Raw genomic sequence first — 19385 nt, 5'->3', positions numbered from 1 at the left:
ATCGGCCGTCTTCGAGCCGGATGCACGCCGACACTCACTCATCGGCGAGCCGATCGGGCAAAAACTGATGTGGATCAATTGACCCGTGCGGTTTCGCCCCCTTCGTGGAGAGATGGCACAGGTTGGCACGCAATGGCCCGTCGGCGACGGCGAGATGGCCGGACGCATCCGTGATTTCGATTGGGCGTCGACGCCGCTGGGACCGATCGCGCGCTGGCCGCAGAGCCTGAAGACGATCGTCGACCTGATGCTCGGCTCGCCGAGCATGATGAGCCTGGTCTGGGGACCGGAGGCGATCCACCTCTACAACGACAGCTTCACCGAACTGCTTCGAGAGCATCGCACGGTGGCCTTGGGCCGGTCCGCCTACGAGACCTTTGCCCGGTCGCGCGCCGTCTTCGAGGGCGACCTCGCCGCCGGCATGGCCGGGAGGTCGTCGCGGCTGCCGGCGCAACGGTATCCCGTGCTCCGGCAGGGCCGGCTGGAGGATGCGTGGTTCGATGCGGATTATGCGCCGATCCGGGACGAGGCCGGGGTGGTTGCCGGCGTTCTCTGGACCCTGAAGGAGACGACAGCACAACACTTGGCGGAGCAGGCGCTTCGCGCGAGCGAGGCGCGGCACCGCCTTCTGATCGAGAGCTGGACGCAGGCCGAGTGGGAGACCGACGCTGACGGCGTCGTCGTCACCGACAGCCCGAGCTGGCGAGCCTATACGGGGCAGACCCTGGAGGAGTGGCTTGGCTACGGTTGGTTGGATGCGATCCACCCTGCCGACCGGGCCTTTGCCGAGCGGCAGTGGCGAGAGGCGACCGCGGGGCGCGGGCTGGTGAACGCCGAGTTTCGCCTGCGTGCCCCGACGGGGGCTGGCGCTGGACCAACGTCCGCGCCGCTCCGGTCCGCAATGCGCAGGGGGCCATCGAGACGTGGGCGGGGATGAACATCGACATCGACGCGCGCAAGCGCGCCGAGGCAGCCCTGCGTGAGAGCGAGGAACGCTACCGGGCCCTGTTCGAGTCGATGGATGAGGCTTACGCCGTCGTCGACGTGCTGAAGGACGAGGCGGGCGCCTGGGTCGATTTCCGCTTCGTCGAGGTCAACCCGGCGTTCATCGCCCATACCGGCATGCCCTGGCCGGTCGGCCGGACTGCCACTGAACTGCTCGGCAAGCCCAATCCCCGCTGGACGCAGCTCTACGGGCAGGCGGTGGACACCGGCCAGGCGATCCGCGTCGAGGAGGCTGAGCCGACGCTGAATCGCGTGTTCGACCTCAACATCTTCACGCTCGATCGCGACCGCAATCGGGTGGCGGTTCTCTTCACCAACATCACCGAGCGCAAGCGCGCCGAGGTGGCGCTGCGCGAGAGCGAGGAGCGCAACCGGCTGATGATCGAACTCGTCCCCGCCATGCTGTGGTCGATCGATCCCGAGGGGCGTATCGTCATCGCCGATCAGGAATGGCAGCGCCACACAGGCCAGCGAGCGGATGAGGATCACGCCTTCGGCTTGCTCGACGCCATCCACCCCGACGATCGGGACGCGGCGTTGGCGGCCTTCGCGCACGCCCTCGCGACCGGCGAGCCCCTGGAGCGCCAGCAGCGCAACCGCCAGCAGGAAGGCGATTACCGCTGGCACCTCGTCCGCCACGTGCCGGTCCGGGGCGCGGATGGTGCGATCACGCGCTGGTTCGGCGCCGCCATCGACATCCACGAACTGCACGACTTGCAGAGCCGCCAGGAGATCCTCGTCAACGAATTGCAGCACCGCTCGCGCAACCTCCTCGGCGTCATCACCGCCGTCGCGGACCGGACGGTGAAGCAGGGCGGGTCAGTCGAGGCGTTCGAGGAGCGGTTGCAGGCCCTGAGCCGGGCCCAGGGGCTGCTCAGTCAGACGGGCAGCGACACGGTCGAAGTCGGCGCACTCGCGCGCGCCGAGCTGGCCGCGCACGCGGATGGAGCGGACGATCGGATTACGATCTCGGGGCCGACGGTCCATCTCACGGCGCGGCAGATGCAGAACTTCGCGCTGGCCCTGCATGAGCTGACCACGAATGCGGTGAAGTACGGGGCCCTGAAGAGTGACACCGGCCGGCTCGTCATCAGCTGGGATAGTGTGCTGGACCGACGCGAGCGTCGCCGGCTGGCGCTGAATTGGGTCGAGAGCGGCGTTGCGATCGAACCGGACAAGATCACGCGCCGGGGCTACGGGACGGAGCTGATCCAGGAAGCGCTGGCCTACGCGCTTGAGGCGACGGTCGATTACGCCCTGGGCCCGGACGGCGTGCGCTGCCGGATCGAGATGCCCTTGGCCTGACCGGAGCGAACATCATGGGGCGTGGCGGGATTGACCCGTCGAGCACCCAGGGTTCCGGAGGGGTCGTGCCCGACGCTGTTCCGCCACTCGCCGGCCATCGCATCCTCGTGGTGGAGGACGAGTACCTCATCGCCACCGAGGTGAAGCGCTGGCTTCAGGCCGCCGGCTCCGAGGTGCTCGGGCCTGTCCCGACCGTGGAACGGGCTCTCGATCTGATCGACCAGGGGCGTCCCGACGCTGCCGTGCTCGACGTCAACCTGGGCGGCGGTCACACCGTGTACCCGGTCGCCTCCGAACTGGACGCTCTCAAGGTGCCGTACCTGTTCGCCACAGGGGACGTGAAGATGGCCGGCGCGGACGTCTGCCGCGGCCACCCGCGGCTGGAGAAGCCGTACTTGAAGGCGGAACTGGTGCGAGCCGTCCTGAAACTGCTATCCGGAGTCGCGTAGCCCGGCCAGGGACGCTCAAACGATCCGGGTTGGATCGGGAGCGACCGGAACAGCGAACTCCGCTTCGGGGCCCGCGCGGCTCGGAAGCGGACCGGCCGTGAGCCACCCTGAGCCGAAGGTGGCGGTTGACCGGCGGCTTTCTGCACGGCCTCGATCGGACGCAGCCACGGCGCCGGCTCCGATCACCCGACAACACCTGCGTCACCGCCTTCGCGCGACGAGGATCCGCCGCAGCCGGCGCCAGCCCGCAACGAGGCCCGTCACCACGATCCCGGCTGCCAGGAGGTTCAGGATCCACTGGGCCGCATCGTGCAGGTACCGATTGCCGGTGAGCCCTGGCAGGTCGAGCCGATGCGGGGCGTCGAACAGCCAGCGATTGATGCGCCCGGAGCGGTCCAGGCGCTGGAGGATCGTGCCGTCCCGGGGATCGACGTGGAGCCACGTGGCTGCCCGGTCGCCGAAGCGCAGGCGCAGCACCGGAAGCGGCCGGAGATCGGTCCCGTGCGGGTACCAGTAGGCGTCGTAAGCCGTTAGCCGGCGCATCGATCGCAGGGGAGCGTCCGCGAAACCCTGTGCGGCAGCCGCGATGGTGCGCGCATCGAGGGCGGTCGCCCCGTCTTCCCCTACCGCGCGAGGTCCGTCGATCTCTTCGGCGATGACCCACCAGCGGCTGCCGATGGCCGCAAACCGCAGGGCGCGCGTATCCGGCACGGCGAAGTCACGCAGGCGCCCCGGGTCGAGCCCCAGGGCCGGCGGGGTTCCCGCATAGGCGGCGCGCAGCTCCGCGGGCGGGCTGGATGCGGCGAACCAGCGGTTCGGGTTCATCGAGATCCAGCCGCTGACGATGAACGTGCTCAGCCCGAGACCGCCCGCGAGGCCGAACAGGTGATGCCAGCGCGCGAGCCCGCGATAGGGCGTCACCGACCCGCCCGCGTAGCGCCGCCGGAGGCGCAGGCGCCAGATCCCGATCGTGAGCCCGCTCAGCGCGCCGAGGGCCGCGAAGCCCGAGAGCCACAGAAGCACCGTTCGCCACAGCTCCGCGCGGGCGCGCAGCGGCGTCAGGTAGATCCAGTGCGTCACCGCGCCGACCCAGTTCCAGGCCCGTTCGGACCGGGTCGTGTCGAGAGCGATCGCGCCGGTGACCTGCGAGACGTAGAGTTCGGTCCCGGCCGCATCCCCGAGAGCGACTTTCAGGAACGGCCGGAGCGGGTCGTAGCGGGCCGTCACGGTCCATTGATCGCGCTCGACCGTCTCGACATGCGCCTCCGGTGCCCCGCCGGCCACGAGATGCCGCGCCTCTGCGGGCGTCAACGGGCCGAGGTGGGCGCCGGTCCGTGCCGAGACCGTCGCTCGGGTGCCGTCGTGGCCGGCGATCCGATAGACCGGCTCGTCGGCCCGCATCTCCAACCCGAATTCGGCCGGCACGCCGGCGAGCCCTCCGCGGCGGAGCGCGTCATCCGGCGCGACCGTGACCTGATCCCACGCGATCGGGGCGAGCCGCGCCAGGCGCTCGGGCTGGGTAAGCGCCGGGAACGGCACGGAGAGCATCACCAGCCCGGAAAAGACCCACAGGGCGAAGAACAGCCCCGCGGTGATCCCGGCCCAGCGGTGGATCAGGAGCAGCCAGCGCCGCCCCGCCTTGCCGAGCTGTCGCCTCACCACGTCACGGTATAGGCGACCTCGACCGAGCGCGGTCGCCCGAGCAGCCAGTTGGTGCCGATTCCGTTCGCGGCGTTGCCCGAGATCGCGTAAACCTTGTCGAACAGGTTGTAGACGCGCACGGACAGGCGTGACTCCGCCGTGACCTGATGGTCGAGCACGAGATTGACGAGATTGTAGGCCGGCCGCCGCGCCGTGTTGGCGAAGTCGCTGTAGACTTGGCCGACGTTCTGGAGCCCGACCCGCGCGGTCCAGTCGCGGTCGAGGTCCCAGGTCAGCCAGAGGTTGGCCACCCGCTCGGGCACGTCGATCGGCTGGTTTCCGGCATACGAGACGGTGGCGCCGTTCGCCGTCTGGCTGAACGTGTCGTACTGCGCGTGCAGGAGCGCCAAGTTGCCGTCGAGCCGCCAGCCCGGAGCGAAATGCCAGCCGAGCGCCAGCTCGAACCCCTGCGACGACTGGCTGCCCACCTGCGCGGAGAGCGTCGGCTGTCCCGGCACGGCCGAGATCAGGTTGTCCTTGACGATCCGGTAGCCGGCAATCGTCCAGTCCAGCGCGCCGTCGAGGGCCAGCCCCTTGGCGCCGATCTCGATCTGATCGCCGGTGGCGAGCCTGAAGCCCGCGAGCGACTGCGACAGCGTGATCAGGCTGTTCACCGGGTCGGCGGCGACGCTGTACTGGGTGTAGAGCGCGCTGTCCGGCGTCGGGTTGTAGACGAGGCCGAACCGGTAGCCGAGCGCGCGGTAGGTCTTCGCGAACCGCGAGCCGGTCTGCAGATCCTCCCGGTTCAGCGTCGGCACGTCGAGGCGCACGCCCGTGAGGAGCGAGAGGTTTTCCGCGAGGATCACCCGGTCTTCGGCGAAGACCGAGGCCTGATTCGTCTGCGTGGCATAGGCCGGACGCGCCCGGCCGTTCTGCGGGAAGAAGCCCGGATCGTAGCCGGTGAGCGGCACGCTGGTCGTCTGGCCGAAATTGAAGTTGTTGGTGTGCCGGAAGTCGATGTGGTTCACGTCGAAGCCGGCTACGAATTGGTTCGGCAACCCGAACAGGCTGCCCCGGACGGTCGCGTCGAGCCGGTCCCCGACCTGCTCCTGGCCGTGATAGATCTCGAGATAGTCTCCCCGGTCCACCAGCCCGGTGCCGCGGTTGTAGGAATACTGCTCGGCATCGAGCCAGTGGCGCCGGCTGGTGAGCCGGTAGGCGGTGTTGCGGATCGTGACGTCGGCCGAGGGGGTCCACTCGGTCTTGAACTGGGTCCAGTTGTCGGCCCAGGTAATCTTTGGGTCTCGGACGTTGTAGTTGCGGAACCGGATCAGGTCCGGGATCCGTCCCTCGACCAGCGGCGTGCCCCAGTAGCGCGTGGGCTCCTGATAGCCGATATCGTGGCTCAGGGTGAAGGCGAGGTCCGGGCTCGGCTGGAACAGCAGGGCGGCCGAGACCGCGAGGTTGCGGAAGTCGCCCTCCGGCCGGATCCAGCCGTCGCCGCGGTTGCCGCTGACGGTGAGGCGATACGCGAAGGTGTCGCCGAATTCCGCTTGGCCCAGCGCGCCGCCGGAATCGAGGGCGAGGCGCGCCACGCCGTCGGTGCCCACGATCGCGCGGGCGGCATTGATCGGCACGAAGACCGGCTTCTTCGGCACGACGTTAATCACGCCGCCGATTGCACCGTCGCCGTAGAGCACCGAGGACGGCCCGCGCAGCACCTGGATCCGCTCGACGTTCCACGTATCGAACGGGAAGGTCACGGTGTTGGCGCCCACGAAGAAGCGCGTTCCGTCGTAGAGCTGCTGAATCGAGTTCGGCCCCGCGAAGCCGCGGGACGTGAACGCGCCGTTGCCGTTTCCGGGCGCTGCGATCGTGGTGATGCCGGTGGCGTCCTGGGTCACGGCCTCGGCGATCGTGTCCTGGCCGCGCAGCCGCGCGGTCTCGCCCGACACGATGTCGAGGCTGGCCGGCGTCCCCAGCGGCGTCAGGCCGATCCGGCTCGCGGTCCGGTCCCGGGTGCGCAGGTTGAGGCCGGTCGGGCTGGCGCGGTTCGGGTCCCCACCCTCACCCTCGACGGAGAGCTGGTCCAGGGTGACAGTCTCCTGCGCGGCAGCCGGACTGGCCAGGAACGCGAGGAGGAGACCGCAAAGCGGAGCGGCGCCGGAGCGGGCGCGATGAATCGAGGACGGCATGAGGGCTGGGATCCTGGCGCGATCGCGGCAGCCTGATATCCATCACCGCATCGTAATAACATTACGCATGCGAAGCCATCCGCAAGCTTCGGCGTATCCGGGAGCCCAACGGCGCGCCGAATGGGCGGAAACGGGATCGCGGTGGCACGGATGGACATCGGATCAGGCGTCGCGGGCGCGCTTTCTGTGGCACGTCACCGCGAACGAGGCCTCGCCGACCGCGCTCACGCACGGGCGTCTCGACACCCGTCAGGACACCCCGCCCGACGCGTTTCGCGTGTGACCACGGCTGACGGCAGGTCTCCTGGCTCGCGGGTCGTCGCCCTGGCACCGTCTTCCCGGATCTGTCGATCCAGTGACGTGGTGGTGAAGGGCTCTCCGCTTACAGTTGCGGGGGCAGCCGCGGCTTCGGGACGTGTCCCTCACCGCGTTCCCTTTTGATCCCCGAGGGGAACCGTCACGGTCGTGTTTGGGTGTCTCGCCCCTTAACGTCAAGTTTGTGGATATCTCTGGCGACGTGTTGGCGCGACGCGGAACGATTTCAAGGGCGGATACGGGATCAGGATGCCCCTAATCTGGCTATCTGTCTATCAAAGTTCGCTCAAGCTATCTAAGCATTCCGAAGAATTTAGCCTCAACGCGGATTTGTAACCCGAGCACATCCTATGAAAAGCTGCAGAAAATTCGCCGCCATCAGCCTCTGATTGCTTGACGTGTGTTCGCGAGCTTGTTAACTCACCCGCCTCTCAGCATCTGACCACACGAATACAGCATAAAAGAATACGACTGCTGAGATTTCTCGGTAATAAGAATAAAAAACGTGTGTTATGCATCAAGGAACTGAACATCATTTCACGTGACTAAAGCGGGCCCGTTATCGTAAAATTTGTCTTCGGAGCGCATGTGCCGAGTAACAAATCTAAAAATTTGTCCCCGTGTCGCTAAAGTTGAAGTAGGTGGGTTTGGCTTAGTTATCGCACAAAAACTGGAAGGGACTGTATGATGAATGCGGGTTACACACTGGCGAAGCCTTTTCACCCCGGCGGCTTCGTCCGCCGCAAGATTTTCGAGCCGCGTAATCTGACGATTATGGGGGCCGCCGCGGCACTGGGTGTGACACGGCAGGGGTTGTCCGACTTCCTGGCAGAGCGGGCGAGTCTGACGGTCGAGATCGCCTTCCAAATCGAGAAAGCTTTCGGGTTCAACGCAGAAGCCTTGATGGAAATGCAGACGCGCTTCGATCTCGCGATCCTGCGTCAGCGCGACCGCGCCGCTCAGCTTCATCTGGTCGGTAAGCAAGGCTCGCAGCCGAACAAGTTCTCGCGCCGATCAGTTGCCTGAAGGCCGCGGGACAGAACCATTTAGATGGCGCGCCCGCCGCGGATGATCCAGCGCTGTTCCCAATCTGGTCGAAGCAGGAACGGCTCCCTGGTATTGTTGCGGTGAGCGCGCGTCCGTTCGTCCTGTGGCGGGGGTGAGCGCAGCGACATTGACCCGCTCCGGCGCGTGTATCGCTGCTCGCGAGGCGATCACGCAGAAACGATATTCAAGCTTTTCAAAAACGGGTAGTTTCAAAATATCGATTCGGTAGAATTTTTTATAATACGACTTGATCAAAATCAGATCGTCTCATCACGGAAAGAAGTTCATACTTTGTGATATTTTGATTGTGGAACCGTTTGAAAGGTTCTGCGTCATACGGTCATCTGCTTCATCTATCGGGAAGGGCAGACGCTTTCTGGGCGCTGATTTCGGTCTACGGCTATCAGGCCGATAAATCGAAAGTATCTCTCGAGGAAGATATGCCAATCATGAGCTATCGACTTCAAAATCCCGGGCATCCCGGCGGCTACGTCCTTCGAAATGTGATCGAGCCGCGCGACTTGACCGTCATGGACGCCGCCAGCCTGCTGGACGTTCCGCGGCAGGCCCTGTTCGATTTCCTGAACGAGAAGGTTCCCCTGACTGCTGAATTGGCGTTCCGCATCGAGACGGTGTTCGGCATCGAGATGGAAACGCTGATGGACATGCAAACCCAGTTCGATATCGCCGAAGCGCGCAAGCAATTCCAACCGCTCCGGACCGAACTCGCCGCCAAGGCAAGAGCCCCGATGCCCGGATCCGCGCAGCAACCGGCCGATATCCCGATGCGGACGGTCGTCAGACGGAGCTCGGCCCTGGCCTGATCGCCGATGATCGGGGATCGAAGCAGGATAGCCTGACGGCCGAAGCCCGCGCCGCGCGAGAGCGCACTCCGCCGGAACAGGAGCGCGCTGAACCAGAGGCCCGAAGCGACGCCCGATCGCAACGCGATCGGTCTCGTGCCTGTTGCGCAGCAGGTCGATCGTCGTGGCGGTGGCGATGAGGAGCGCGTATCGCTGCGCGGCTGGATCGCCCTGCCCCGGCATCGCGCCTTTGCCGCGGCCTGTCGGCGATGCTAGAGCGTCCCTTTCCTCGGTGTGCACGATCCCGCGAAGCGGCGGGCGTTGCGCCCGGATGGTCCGTCCGCAACGGCGACGGGTTCTGGCAGAGTCATGACGACACGACCCCCCTCACGCGGCGGCCCGAAGGGACGCAGATCCCCGCCCGGCGCCCCGCGCGCTGACGGGCGCGCCCGCACGGGCCCGCGCACCAGCGCCCGCGACGCTGCCGAACGCGCCGCCCGGAACCGCGGCGACGACGCCGGCACCCGCGACCCCTGGACCGCCCGCACCGCCGATCGGGCGGCCGCAGCCCCGAAGCCGTCGACGCCCCGCGCGGCCTCCGGCGAGGCGCGGGGCCAAGCCGCCGCCCCGCGGAAGGGGCCATCCCGGTCCGGGATCAAGCCCGCGCCACGGCCGGGTCCGGCCGAGCGTGCCCCTGCCCCGCAGCCCGCCCCGACCCGGCGTGAGCAGCGTGCCGCCGCCTCCGCGACCCTCGCCTCCGGCGTGCAGACCCTCACGGTCGAGCCGGATGAGGCCGGCATGCGCATCGACCGGTTCCTCACCGCCCGGTTCCCGCTCCTGCCCTTCACCCGCGTGCAGAGCATCGTCCGCAAGGGCGAATTGCGGGTCGACGGCAAGCGCGCCAAGCCCAATGACCGGCTGGAGCCGGGCATGAGCGTGCGCGTGCCGCCGCTGCGCCTCGACCAGCCCTCGGAGCGGCCGCGCAACGCCGCGCGCGAGCAGGACGACGCCGAATTCATCCGGTCGCTGATCCTCTACGAGGATGCCGACATGATGATCCTCAACAAGCCCTTCGGCCTCGCGGTCCAGGGCGGTTCGGGGACGGTCCGGCACGTGGACGGGCTGCTCGCGGCGCTCACCGGCCCGGACGGCCAGAAGCCGCGCCTCGTCCACCGGCTCGACAAGGATACGGCCGGCTGCCTGATCGTCGCCAAGACCCGGCTGGCCGCCGCGACGCTCGCCAAGAGTTTTCGCTCGCGCGCCGCGCGAAAAATCTACTGGGCGCTCACCGCCGGGGTGCCGCGGGTGCGCCAGGGGCGCGTCTCGACCTATCTCGCCAAGGAGGAGCCGACCGATGCCGACGCGCGGATGCGGGTCGCCAAGCACGGCGACGAGGGGGCGAGCCACGCGCTGACCTACTACGCGATGGTCGATCAGGCGGCCCAGAAGCTGTCCTGGCTGTCGTTCAAGCCGGTGACGGGCCGTACCCACCAGCTGCGCGCCCACGCGGCCCATATCGGCCATCCGATCGTGGGAGACCCCAAATATTTCTCGGTCGAGAACTGGGAACTGCCGGGCGGCATCCAGAACCGCCTCCACCTGCTGGCCCGGCGGATCGTGATCCCGCACCCGCGCACCGGCAAGCCCGTGGACGTCAGCGCGCCGCTGCCGCCCCACATGGCCCAGAGCTGGAACCTGCTCGGCTTCGACGCCGCCCGCTACGACCCGATCGTCGAGGCGCCGGAGGCCTGAGCGCGCAGCCAGGGCACGATCGCCGCCGCCAGGGCGTCGGGGGCTTCCAGCGGCAGCATGTGGCCCGACCCCTCGATCACCGTCAGGGTCGCGCCGGGTATGCCGTCCCGGAGTTCCCGCGCCTCGTCGAGGCTGCGCAGGGCGTCCTGCGCGGCCGCGACCACGAGGGTCGGGCAGGCGATCCGCCCGAGCTGTTCGCGGTCGGTCTCGCGGGCCTGCCCGGCCTGACGCAGGAAGACTTCGCCGCCGAGCCGGTCGCCCATCGCCCGGATGCGCGCGATCAGCGCGGCATCGCCCGCGCGCGCCGGATGCACCGATTGCAGGATCGCGCCCCGGCTGAGCCCGGCGAAGCCCCGCTGGCGCACATGGGCGACCGCGGCGGCCTTCCGCTGCGCCTGAGCCGGCGTGTCGGCCCGGGCCGAGGTGGCGATGAGCACGAGGGCGCGCACCCGGTCCGGCACGCGGCGGGCGATGGCGCGGGCCACGTAGCCGCCCATGGAGAAGCCCACCAGGGCGAATCGGTCCGGCGCCTCGGCGATCGCTCGCTCCGCCATGGCGCCAATCGTGGCGTCCCGGCTCGGATCGCCGTACGTGATCGGGCCGACCTGCGAGAGGTCGTCGGCGAGATCCGACCACAGGTCGCGGTCCGTCATGAAGCCCGGAAGCAGCAGAAGATTCATCACGGGATCAACCTGTCATCGCTCGGCCGCGTTCGCGCCCGGTCTCAGCGCCGGCCGTACGCGGATCACGATCCGGATGCGGCCCGGGTTTCCTGTCTTGCCCACCCCTCGGCCAGGGAGCGTCGCCAAGGGAGTTTTGGCAAATAAGTCCCGGCGCGGGGAGCCCGCGCAGGCGGAGTTTTGGCAAGGTCTTGGCAAGCGGAGCCGCCGCCTCATATGCTGCCCCGCGCCGCGGATCCGTCGCGGCCGTCTTCCCCGGATCGAGACCCTGACGCATGAAGCTCGCGATGCTGGCCTGCCTCGCCGCCCTGTGCCTCGTTGGGCCGATCGCACAGGCGGCTCCGGGCGAGGCGTCCAAGCCGGCGCTCCCGTCGACCGGCGCCAAACCGGTCGAGACCGCGATGCCGCATTCGTCCGCGGCGCCCGGCGAGGCGGCGCCCGTGCAGGCGCGGCCGGGCACGAGCGCCCGGGTCGAGCGCCGCCGCCGCTCCTACGCGGCCTGCAATCGCGCCTCGCATCAGCGCGGGCTGCGCGGGGGCAAGCGCCGACGCTTCCTGATCCGCTGCCGACTCGGCTACGAGCGGACCCGCGGTCAATCGGGTCAATCTGCGGGTCAATCTGCGGGTCAATCTGCGGGTCAATCCAGCGGGCAGCCGGCCGGACAGGCGGCGCAGCCGGGCCGGAAGCCGTGACGCTGTTCGGGAGGCGCGCATCCCGATCGGTCGGCCCCTCATCGGCCCGGGACCGGCGATGAGGCTGGTGGTCTTCGATGTCGATGGAACGCTCGTCGACAGCCAACACCTGATCGTCGCGGCGCAGGGGCTCGCCTTCGCGGAGAACGGCCTGCCCGCCCCCGGGCGACGGGAGGCCCTGTCGGTCGTGGGCCTCTCGCTGCCGCAGGCGTTCCGCCGCCTCGTCGGGGAGGATGGGCCGGTCGCCGAACTCTCCGAGAGCTACAAGCTGGCCTACAACCGGCTCCGGCTCGATCCTGCCTACGAGGAGCCGCTGTTCCCCGGGATGGCCGATCTCCTGGCCCGGCTGCGGGCGCGCGACGACGTGCTGATCGGGCTGGCCACCGGCAAGTCGCGGCGCGGGGTCGACCGGCTCGTCGCGCATCACGGCTGGACCGACTGGTTCGTCACCACGCAGAGCGCCGACGACGCGCCGTCCAAGCCCGATCCGACCATGCTGCAGCAGGCCATGGACGAAGCGGGCTGTCCGCCGGAGGCCACCGTGATGGTCGGCGACACCACCTTCGACATCGCCATGGGGGTCGCGGCGGGTGCCGAGGCCGTCGGCGTGGCCTGGGGCTACCACCCGCCCGAGGCACTCTACGGAGCGGGGGCCGCCACCGTGGTGCCGAGCGCCGGAGCACTGGAGGCCCGGCTCCTCGACGCCGTGGCGCCGCGTCCCTGAGACCCTGTTTGACGGGCGTGCGGGCAGCTCCAGTCCAGGTTTCGAAAGGTCGGGACCCGTCGCGGGTCCAGGGCAGAGCCCTGGAGTCCGTCAGGGCTTTGCCCTGACAGCCCACCAAAGAGCTCGGCCCTTTGGAAACCCGGTTGCGGGCCGGACAGGCTTCGGAGGCCGGGAGGCTCGCGCACGGACCCGGGAAGGCCTATCTCGGCTTCATGAGCGATGAGACGACAGACTGGCTCGGCCAGCCCCGCGACGGCGCGACATCCGATCCGGTGCGGGCCGCCCGCGGACACGCCAAGCCCACCCTGCCCCGGCGGTTCTACACGGAAGCCGGCTTCGCGGAGGATCCGGACGGGTTCCGCCTGACCCTGGACGGCCGCCCGGCCAACACGCCCGCCCGCAACCCGCTGCGGCTGCCCACCCGCGCCCTGGCCGAGCGGGTCGCGGCCGAGTGGGCGGCGCAGGAGGAGCAGATCGATCCGTCCCGGATGCCCCTGACGCGGCTCGTCAACACCGCGATCGACGGCGTCGCGCCGCGGCTGGAGGCGGTCGCCGCCGACCTGCACGCCTATGCCGGCACCGATCTCGTCGCCTACCGGGCCGGGGATCCGGAGCGACTGGTGACGGCGCAGGCTGCGGCCTGGGATCCGATCCTCGCCTGGGCGCGGGAGACGTTCGGCGCGCGGGTGATCCTGAGCGAGGGCGTGATGCACGTCACCCAGCCGACCGACACTGTTCAGGCGCTCGCCGCCGCGGTCTCGGAGGTGACCGACCCGTTCCGCCTCGCCGGCCTGCACACGCTGACGACGCTGAGCGGCTCCCTCCTGATCGCGCTGGCGGTGCTCAAGGGCCGCCTGACGCCGGCCGAGGCCTGGGCCGCCGCCCATGTCGACGAGACCTATCAGGCGGAGGTCTGGGGCCGCGATGCCGAAGCGGAGGCGCGTCTCGAGGCCCGCCGCGCCGAGTTCGAGGCCGCGGCCGAACTCGTGGCGCTCCGGCATTGACCGGGAAGGTTCGATCCGGACGATGCGCCCGCGCAACAATCCGAAACTTGCGGGGCGAGGGCCGATCCGTCGGCTGACATTGCCCCAAGACTGATTTAAGATCCGGGCTCGTTGTGTTCGGATCGACAATGCGCATCGCCGAGCCTCTGAAATGTACTTTTGAGCGCGAAATGGCCGTGATCATGGCGCGTATGCAGTCATGCTGTGAGCGGCGAGACCGCTATGCAGTCTTCGATGCCTTGCTGGACCTCGAAGATCGCGCGTGTGCCGGGGGCGCTTCGACGCCGACCAGGCGAAAGATCGCGGAAGTCCGCTTCCTCGTCGGGATCCTGCGCGAGGCGGTGCGGCCCTGTCCGACGATGTCCCTGCGGACGATGCTGCGGATGTGCGGGAGCGCCAAGGGAGGCTGAGCGACGACGCTGAGATGCGGCGCCGGACCGGCCTCACGCCGGCACGGAGAGGGCGGCCTGAATCTTCGCCTCCAGGGCGTCCGGCTTCGTCCTGGGGGCGTAGCGGGCCAGGACCCGGCCGTCGCGCCCCACGAGGAACTTCGTGAAGTTCCACTTCACGGCCCGCGTGCCGAGCAGCCCGCGTCGGGCGTGGGTGAGATAGTCGTACAGCGGCTCGGCCCCGGTTCCGTTCACCGCGATCTTCGCGAGCACCGGGAAGCTGACATCGTATTGCAGGGAGCAGAAGCGCGCGATCTCCGCGGCGTCGCCGGGCTCCTGCGCCGCGAACTGGTTGCAGGGAAAGCCCAGGATCGTCAGGCCTGCATCCCGGTGCCGCCGCCAGAGCGCTTCGAGCCCCTCGTATTGCGAGGTGAAGCCGCAGCGCGAGGCTGTGTTCACGATCAGCAGCACCTCGCCGCGATGCTGCGCCAGGGGATAGGGTGTTCCGTCGGCAGCGGTGACGCTGAAATCGTAGACCGTCGTCATGCGGGCTCTCTCGGGCAAACCGTTCCGGTCCGCAAGAGGGGCGGCGCCGCCGCATGTCACGCGCGGCAGCCCGGCAGGGCGGAGCGTCGCATCCTCGGCAAGAGGTTAACGTGGATTATAGTCACACCGGCCTTTGATCGGTATGGATCCTGCAATCGCAGCATGGAGCGATGGCAGGCTGCGAGTGAGGGTTGACCGTACCCCCCGCCTGGACTTCATCAGGGTACGTGGATGCCGCGCTTTTACTTCCATGTCCATGATGGCTGTTCCGTGCTGGACCCGGACGGGACCGAGCTGGCGGACCCGCAGGCCGCCCGGCTCGAAGCCATCCGGATCGCCGGCGACATCCTGAAACACGACGCCCATCGGATCGCCCTGGGCGAGGACTGGCGCATCGAGGTGACCGACGATACGGGCCTCATCCTGTTCCAGATGACCTTCCTCGTGATCGAATCCCCCGTGATGCGGCGGGCCGCCCGCGCGGACTACTGAGAGGGGGCTGCCCGCTCAGGCCGGGACCTTCTCCACGTCGAAGCTCGGTCCCTGCGGCGTCATCCGCTCCCGCGTGACGATGCGCTCCGCGGCCGAGACCACGCCGAGGCTGACGTCGCGGTCGGGCAGCACCACCGTGGTGGTCTTGTTCACATGCACCAGAACGTGCCGGCGCAGCGGCACCGAGGCCGCGGCCCAGCGCTTGAGCTGCCCGTAATAGGGCTCGCGCCGCCACGCATTCGCCTGTCCGGGATCGACCTGCACGTTCATGTTGCGGGTGAGCGGATCCAGGGCGAGCACCATCTTGGCACGATCGGGTTTCCATTCCGGCCCGAGCCAGCTCTCCGTCATCCACAGGCAGTGGAAGGCGCGGCAATGGTCGGGGCGGGTGGCGTGGATCGCGCAGCCCTGCCCGGCCCGCGTGTGCCGGCACCATTGGCCGGCCACGCTCTCGACCGCCGGCACGTCGTAGACCTTGCAGCAGAGCGTGCAGGCGCCGCAGGCGCGGCCGGGAGCGGGCTGGGCGACGAAGGCTTCGGGGCTGAGCATCGGGTATACAGCGCGTCCGGCATGCATCCGACAACGGCCGGAGGCGGGTCCGTTGGGCTACCTGCCGGTGCATCGGGTCGGTAGTGTGGCGGATCCCTTCGGCACGAGGACCTGCCGCCGATGCTCTCGAATCTCGCGACCCGCGACGTCGAAACCCTGCTTCATCCCTACACCAACCTGTCGACGCACCGGCAGACGGGCCCGCTGGTCCTGGAGCGCGGCCAGGGCGTCCACGTCTACGACACGGAGGGGCGATCCTACATCGAGGGCATGTCGGGCCTGTGGTGCACGGCGCTCGGCTATTCGAACGATGAGTTGGTCGAGGCGGCGCGGGCACAGATGGCGCGCCTGCCCTTCACCCACCTGTTCTCCGGCCGCAGCCACGATCCGGGGATCGAGCTCGCCGAGACGCTCAAGGAGCTGATGCCGGCCCCGACTTCGAAGATCTTTTTTACGTCTTCCGGGTCGGAGGCCAACGATACGCAGGTCAAGCTGACGTGGTACTACAACAACGCCCTCGGCCGACCGAACAAGAAAAAAATCATCGCCCGGCAGAAGGGCTATCACGGCGTCACGGTGGCGAGCGCCTCGATGACCGGGCTGACGGCGAACCATGCCGATTGGGACTTGCCGCTGCCGGGCTTTCTGCACGTCTCCGCCGCCCACCATTACCGGGGTGCCGAGCCGGGGGAGAGCGAGGAATCCTATTCGGCCCGGCTCGCCGCCGAGCTGGAGGAGACGATCCTGCGCGAGGGGCCCGAGACGGTGGCGGCCTTCATCGCCGAGCCGGTGATGGGCGCGGGCGGCGCGATCGTGCCGCCGCGCGGTTACTTCGCTGCGATCCAGGCCGTGCTGGCGAAATACGACGTGCGTTTCATCGCCGACGAGGTGATCTGCGGCTTCGGCCGCTGCGGCACGTGGTTCGGCAGTGAGGCGCTGGGCATCCGGCCGGACTCGATCTCCTTCGCCAAGGCGCTCACCTCCGCCTACATGCCGCTCGGCGGCGTGAGCATCGACGCGCCGCTCTACGACGCGATGGTGAGCCAGAGCGAGAAGCTCGGCACCTTCGGCCACGGCACCACCTATTCCGGCCACCCGGTGGCGGCCGCGGTGGCGCTGAAGACGATCGAGATCTACCGGCGCGACCGGATCATCGAGGGCGCGGCGGAGAAGGCGCCGCACTTCCAGCGGCGGCTCTCGGCGCTGGCCGACCATGACATCGTGGGCGAGGCCCACGGCATCGGGCTGATCGGCGGGTTGGAGATCGTCGCCGACAAGGCGAGCAAGCGGCAATACGACCCGAAGAAGGGCGTGGCCGCCCGCTGCGTCGCCTTCGCGCAAGGAGAGGGCCTGATCGTGCGGGCGCTCGCCGGCGACCGCCTGGCCGTCTGCCCGCCGCTGATCATCGCGCCGGACGAGATCGACGCCCTGTTCGACCGCCTCGGCCGGGCGCTCGACCGGACCCGCGACTGGATCCGCGCCGAGGGTCTGGAAGCGATGCCCGGCTAGCCTGCGATCGGCCTTTCGAGAGGCCGAATCCTGATCAGGTCCGCAAGCCCTCCGACGCCAAATGGAGCGCCAGCGCCTCCACGAACAGGCGCGTGCGTGGCGGTGTCCCCGTCGCTCCGAGCCACACGGCCTGAACCGGGATCGGCGGGGGTTCGAACTCCGCGAGAACGATCGTCAGGCGACCCCGATTGAGATCCCCCTGGATCTGCCAGAGCGGTGCGAGGCCGAGGCCGGCGCCGGCTGCGACGGCCGTGTTCGCCGCGGTGGCGTCGTTGCAGCGCAGGGTCCCGCGCACAGGCACGTGTGCGGGACGGCCATCGATCATAACCGGCCACGAATCGCCTTCGGGTCCGAAGGTGCGGACGACGCAGACGTGACCGGCGAGATCCTCCGGTCGCTGTGGGACGCCATGGCGTGCGAGGTATTCGGGCGCGGCGACCATCACGCGGCGCAGTTGCGCGAGATGGCGAATTTTGAGCTGGGGCGGACCGGGATCACCGATCCGAATCGCGAGATCGAGCCGGTCGTCGACGAGGTTGGCCCGCGCATCCGACAGGACCAGCTCGATCTCCAGGCCCGCGTGCCGTTCGAGAAACGTCACGCAGGCCGGAACGACATAACGGGGCGCGAACAGGACGGGGGCGCCGACCCGCAACGTGCCGGCAATGCGCTCACTCTCGCTTCCAATCTCCGCGCAGGCGCGTTCAATCTCGGTCAGCGCCGCTTTGATACGGGCCTGAAACGCGAGGCCCGCCGCGGTCGGCTGCAGACGGCGGGTGGTGCGACGGACCAGTTCGACCCCGAGGTCGCTCTCCAATCCCGAGAGCGCGCGGCTCACCGACTGCAGTGACACGCCGAGATGCCGGGCGGCAGCCGTCAGGCTGCCGCGATCGACGATTTCGACAAAGGCTCGGTAGCGTTCCAGGCTCGACATCAGTCTCACGCATTTCGCAAGAGTCTATCTTGAGCCAAGTTTATTGTCATCCAAAAAATCAAGCCCTAAGATTTGATGATCATCAAGATCAGATCCGGCAGGTTTCCGTGAGTGCATCGGCTCGTCTTCAATCGATTGACACGCAGGACACACCAGCGATCTCGAATCGCATCGTCCTGATGCTCGCGATAGCGGCCGGCGTCATTGTCCTGAGCCTGTTCGCGTCGCAACCGCTCGCCGGCGTGATCGGGCCATCGCTTGGCCTCGACGCGGCGGGGACCGGCCTCGTCACCACGGTCACGCTGCTGGGCTACGCGAGCGGGTTGTTCTTTCTCGTGCCACTGGCGGACCTCATCGAGAACCGACGGCTGATCCGGCGCACGCTCACCGCCGGTACACTGGCGCTCCTCGCGGCCGCCATGGCGCCCTCGGCGCCGCTTTTTCTGCTCGCATCGTTCCTGATCGGGCTGACGGCCAGCGCGATCCAGATGCTCGTGCCGGTCGCCGCCAGCCTCGCGCCGGAAGCCGAGCGCGGGCGCGTCGTCGGCAACGTCATGACCGGCCTGATGCTCGGAATTCTGCTGTCCCGGCCGAGCGCGAGCGTCATCGCCGAGTATGCCGGATGGCGCTGGTTCTACGGGGTCCTCGCGGGCCTCGTCGGATTGCTCACGATCGTCATTGTCCGGGTCGTGCCGGAGCGTCGGCCGTCCCAGACCGTCTCCTATTCCGGCCTGATCGCGTCCTTGTTCGTGCTCCTTAAGGATGAACTGGTGCTCCGGCGCCGCGCCGCGTATCAGGGGCTCTGCATGGCGGCCTTCGGGATCTTCTGGACCTCGGTGGCCCTGCGGCTCGCGCTGCCGCCCTTCGGCCTCGGCCAGACAGGCATCGCGGTCTTCGCCCTGACCGGCGCGGCGGGCGCCGTGATCGCGCCGATCGCGGGCCGCGCCGGCGACCGGGGGCAGACGCGGCCCGCCACGATCCTCGCGCATCTGGGCGTCGTTGCCGCCATGGCGCTGGCGGCGATCGGCGGGGCGGGAACCGCCGGCGACATACCGGGGGTGGTCGCACTCTCCGTGATGGCGCTGGCGGCCGTGATCCTCGACCTGGGCGTCATCGCCGATCAGGCGCTCGGCCGGCGGGCGATCAACATGCTGCGGCCGGAGGCCCGTGGACGCCTGAACGGGCTGTTTACCGGCCTGTTCTTCATCGGAGCGGCGCTGGGGTCGAGCCTCTCGGGCCTCGCCTGGGTCCTGGTCGGCTGGTCCGGTACCTGCGCGCTCGGCGGCCTGTTCGGCCTTGCGGCGCTCGCCCTATCCTTCAGGGAGGGCCGCCCGCCGCAGGTCTGATGCGGCGG

General features: G+C 68.6%; 19 protein-coding genes and 1 riboswitch. Of the genes, 13 read left to right on the top strand and 6 right to left on the bottom strand.

All coding sequences use genetic code 11. The annotated features are described in order from the left end of the window. Positions 1-112: 112 nt before the first annotated feature. The 3 genes from FVE89_RS29085 to FVE89_RS29075 all read left to right on the top strand — a co-directional run bounded on the left by FVE89_RS29085 (position 113) and on the right by FVE89_RS29075 (position 2759). Positions 113-937: a PAS domain-containing protein gene (locus FVE89_RS29085; RefSeq protein ID WP_161393630.1), complete on the top strand. Its 825-nt coding sequence runs from the start codon at positions 113-115 to the stop codon at positions 935-937. Then, entirely contained in the window at positions 934-2310 is a 1377-nt protein-coding gene (locus tag FVE89_RS29080) for a PAS domain S-box protein (RefSeq protein WP_161393629.1), read from the top strand. The genes FVE89_RS29085 and FVE89_RS29080 overlap by 4 nt, the downstream gene beginning before the upstream one ends. Before the next feature lie 65 nt (positions 2311-2375). Beyond that, positions 2376-2759: a response regulator gene (locus tag FVE89_RS29075; protein ID WP_161393628.1), complete on the top strand. Its 384-nt coding sequence runs from the start codon at positions 2376-2378 to the stop codon at positions 2757-2759. Positions 2760-2960: 201 nt separating this feature from the next. Here the strand turns inward: FVE89_RS29075 and FVE89_RS29070 are convergent, their stop codons facing one another. Together FVE89_RS29070 and FVE89_RS29065 are read right to left on the bottom strand one after the other, a co-directional pair. Then, positions 2961-4421 (bottom strand): PepSY domain-containing protein, encoded by a 1461-nt coding sequence (locus tag FVE89_RS29070; protein WP_161393627.1) that lies wholly within the window; start codon positions 4419-4421, stop codon positions 2961-2963. Continuing rightward, positions 4415-6595, bottom strand: a complete 2181-nt coding sequence (locus FVE89_RS29065) for a TonB-dependent receptor (protein ID WP_161393626.1) — start codon at positions 6593-6595, stop codon at positions 4415-4417. The genes FVE89_RS29070 and FVE89_RS29065 overlap by 7 nt, the downstream gene beginning before the upstream one ends. 276 nt (positions 6596-6871) lie before the next feature. Further along, a riboswitch (cobalamin riboswitch) is annotated at positions 6872-7069 on the bottom strand. Between the two features lie 525 nt (positions 7070-7594). Here FVE89_RS29065 and FVE89_RS29055 point away from each other — a divergent pair. From FVE89_RS29055 to FVE89_RS29045, 3 genes are all read left to right on the top strand, one after another. Beyond that, entirely contained in the window at positions 7595-7936 is a 342-nt protein-coding gene (locus FVE89_RS29055) for a HigA family addiction module antitoxin (protein WP_161393624.1), read from the top strand. A gap of 326 nt (positions 7937-8262) precedes the next feature. Beyond that, on the top strand, positions 8263-8781 hold the full coding sequence (locus FVE89_RS29050; protein ID WP_246731227.1) for a HigA family addiction module antitoxin: 519 nt from the start codon (positions 8263-8265) through the stop codon (positions 8779-8781). Positions 8782-9129: 348 nt separating this feature from the next. Continuing rightward, complete coding sequence (locus tag FVE89_RS29045) at positions 9130-10512, top strand: RluA family pseudouridine synthase (protein WP_161393623.1); 1383 nt, start codon at positions 9130-9132, stop codon at positions 10510-10512. Here the strand turns inward: FVE89_RS29045 and FVE89_RS29040 are convergent. Then, positions 10479-11192 (bottom strand): alpha/beta fold hydrolase, encoded by a 714-nt coding sequence (locus FVE89_RS29040; protein ID WP_161393731.1) that lies wholly within the window; start codon positions 11190-11192, stop codon positions 10479-10481. The two genes, FVE89_RS29045 and FVE89_RS29040, sit on opposite strands and share 34 nt — an antisense overlap. Before the next feature lie 275 nt (positions 11193-11467). Between FVE89_RS29040 and FVE89_RS29035 the strand changes: the two genes are divergently transcribed. From FVE89_RS29035 to FVE89_RS30740, 4 genes are all read left to right on the top strand, one after another. Beyond that, the gene (locus FVE89_RS29035) at positions 11468-11884 is read left to right on the top strand and encodes a hypothetical protein (RefSeq protein ID WP_246731226.1); all 417 of its coding nucleotides are present in this window, start codon (positions 11468-11470) and stop codon (positions 11882-11884) included. Between the two features lie 58 nt (positions 11885-11942). Beyond that, positions 11943-12608, top strand: coding sequence for an HAD-IA family hydrolase (locus FVE89_RS29030; RefSeq protein WP_161393622.1), 666 nt, complete (start codon positions 11943-11945; stop codon positions 12606-12608). A gap of 212 nt (positions 12609-12820) precedes the next feature. After that, a complete protein-coding gene (locus tag FVE89_RS29025; protein WP_161393621.1) occupies positions 12821-13612 on the top strand; it encodes an ATP12 family protein in 792 nt (263 codons plus the stop codon). Positions 13613-13740: 128 nt separating this feature from the next. Then, positions 13741-14022: a hypothetical protein gene (locus FVE89_RS30740; RefSeq protein WP_202131186.1), complete on the top strand. Its 282-nt coding sequence runs from the start codon at positions 13741-13743 to the stop codon at positions 14020-14022. A gap of 33 nt (positions 14023-14055) precedes the next feature. Here FVE89_RS30740 and FVE89_RS29020 read toward each other — a convergent pair whose 3' ends face one another. Then, positions 14056-14547: a glutathione peroxidase gene (locus FVE89_RS29020; protein ID WP_161393620.1), complete on the bottom strand. Its 492-nt coding sequence runs from the start codon at positions 14545-14547 to the stop codon at positions 14056-14058. A gap of 231 nt (positions 14548-14778) precedes the next feature. On the opposite strand from FVE89_RS29020, the gene FVE89_RS29015 reads away from it, so the two are divergent. Then, positions 14779-15039: a hypothetical protein gene (locus FVE89_RS29015; RefSeq protein ID WP_161393619.1), complete on the top strand. Its 261-nt coding sequence runs from the start codon at positions 14779-14781 to the stop codon at positions 15037-15039. A gap of 15 nt (positions 15040-15054) precedes the next feature. On the opposite strand, the gene FVE89_RS29010 is transcribed toward FVE89_RS29015, so the two are convergent. Continuing rightward, complete coding sequence (locus FVE89_RS29010) at positions 15055-15588, bottom strand: hypothetical protein (protein ID WP_161393618.1); 534 nt, start codon at positions 15586-15588, stop codon at positions 15055-15057. Positions 15589-15708: 120 nt separating this feature from the next. Here FVE89_RS29010 and FVE89_RS29005 point away from each other — a divergent pair, with 120 nt between their 5' ends. After that, a complete protein-coding gene (locus FVE89_RS29005; RefSeq protein WP_161393617.1) occupies positions 15709-17097 on the top strand; it encodes an aminotransferase in 1389 nt (462 codons plus the stop codon). Positions 17098-17131: 34 nt separating this feature from the next. On the opposite strand, the gene FVE89_RS29000 is transcribed toward FVE89_RS29005, so the two are convergent. Further along, entirely contained in the window at positions 17132-18031 is a 900-nt protein-coding gene (locus FVE89_RS29000; RefSeq protein ID WP_161393616.1) for a LysR family transcriptional regulator, read from the bottom strand. A gap of 179 nt (positions 18032-18210) precedes the next feature. Between FVE89_RS29000 and FVE89_RS28995 the strand changes: the two genes are divergently transcribed. Beyond that, complete coding sequence (locus tag FVE89_RS28995; RefSeq protein WP_161393615.1) at positions 18211-19377, top strand: MFS transporter; 1167 nt, start codon at positions 18211-18213, stop codon at positions 19375-19377. Positions 19378-19385: the final 8 nt, after the last annotated feature.

The sequence above is a fragment of the Methylobacterium sp. 2A genome (assembly GCF_009806555.1).
In the GTDB taxonomy this organism is placed as follows: domain Bacteria; phylum Pseudomonadota; class Alphaproteobacteria; order Rhizobiales; family Beijerinckiaceae; genus Methylobacterium.
This window is presented reverse-complemented; position numbering and strand designations above follow the sequence as displayed.

Excerpts from the sequence above, each read along its gene's own strand:
- FVE89_RS29085 (WP_161393630.1), top strand. The coding sequence starts at position 113 with ATGGCACAGGTTGGCACGCAATGGCCCGTCGGCGACGGCGAGATGGCC.
- FVE89_RS29080 (WP_161393629.1), top strand. The coding sequence starts at position 934 with ATGAACATCGACATCGACGCGCGCAAGCGCGCCGAGGCAGCCCTGCGT.
- FVE89_RS29065 (WP_161393626.1), bottom strand. The coding sequence starts at position 6,595 with ATGCCGTCCTCGATTCATCGCGCCCGCTCCGGCGCCGCTCCGCTTTGC.
- FVE89_RS29055 (WP_161393624.1), top strand. The coding sequence starts at position 7,595 with ATGATGAATGCGGGTTACACACTGGCGAAGCCTTTTCACCCCGGCGGC.
- FVE89_RS29045 (WP_161393623.1), top strand. The coding sequence starts at position 9,130 with ATGACGACACGACCCCCCTCACGCGGCGGCCCGAAGGGACGCAGATCC.
- FVE89_RS29040 (WP_161393731.1), bottom strand. The coding sequence starts at position 11,192 with ATGAATCTTCTGCTGCTTCCGGGCTTCATGACGGACCGCGACCTGTGG.
- FVE89_RS29035 (WP_246731226.1), top strand. The coding sequence starts at position 11,468 with ATGAAGCTCGCGATGCTGGCCTGCCTCGCCGCCCTGTGCCTCGTTGGG.
- FVE89_RS29030 (WP_161393622.1), top strand. The coding sequence starts at position 11,943 with ATGAGGCTGGTGGTCTTCGATGTCGATGGAACGCTCGTCGACAGCCAA.
- FVE89_RS29025 (WP_161393621.1), top strand. The coding sequence starts at position 12,821 with ATGAGCGATGAGACGACAGACTGGCTCGGCCAGCCCCGCGACGGCGCG.
- FVE89_RS30740 (WP_202131186.1), top strand. The coding sequence starts at position 13,741 with ATGCGCATCGCCGAGCCTCTGAAATGTACTTTTGAGCGCGAAATGGCC.
- FVE89_RS29020 (WP_161393620.1), bottom strand. The coding sequence starts at position 14,547 with ATGACGACGGTCTACGATTTCAGCGTCACCGCTGCCGACGGAACACCC.
- FVE89_RS29015 (WP_161393619.1), top strand. The coding sequence starts at position 14,779 with ATGCCGCGCTTTTACTTCCATGTCCATGATGGCTGTTCCGTGCTGGAC.
- FVE89_RS29010 (WP_161393618.1), bottom strand. The coding sequence starts at position 15,588 with ATGCTCAGCCCCGAAGCCTTCGTCGCCCAGCCCGCTCCCGGCCGCGCC.
- FVE89_RS29005 (WP_161393617.1), top strand. The coding sequence starts at position 15,709 with ATGCTCTCGAATCTCGCGACCCGCGACGTCGAAACCCTGCTTCATCCC.
- FVE89_RS29000 (WP_161393616.1), bottom strand. The coding sequence starts at position 18,031 with ATGTCGAGCCTGGAACGCTACCGAGCCTTTGTCGAAATCGTCGATCGC.
- FVE89_RS28995 (WP_161393615.1), top strand. The coding sequence starts at position 18,211 with ATGCTCGCGATAGCGGCCGGCGTCATTGTCCTGAGCCTGTTCGCGTCG.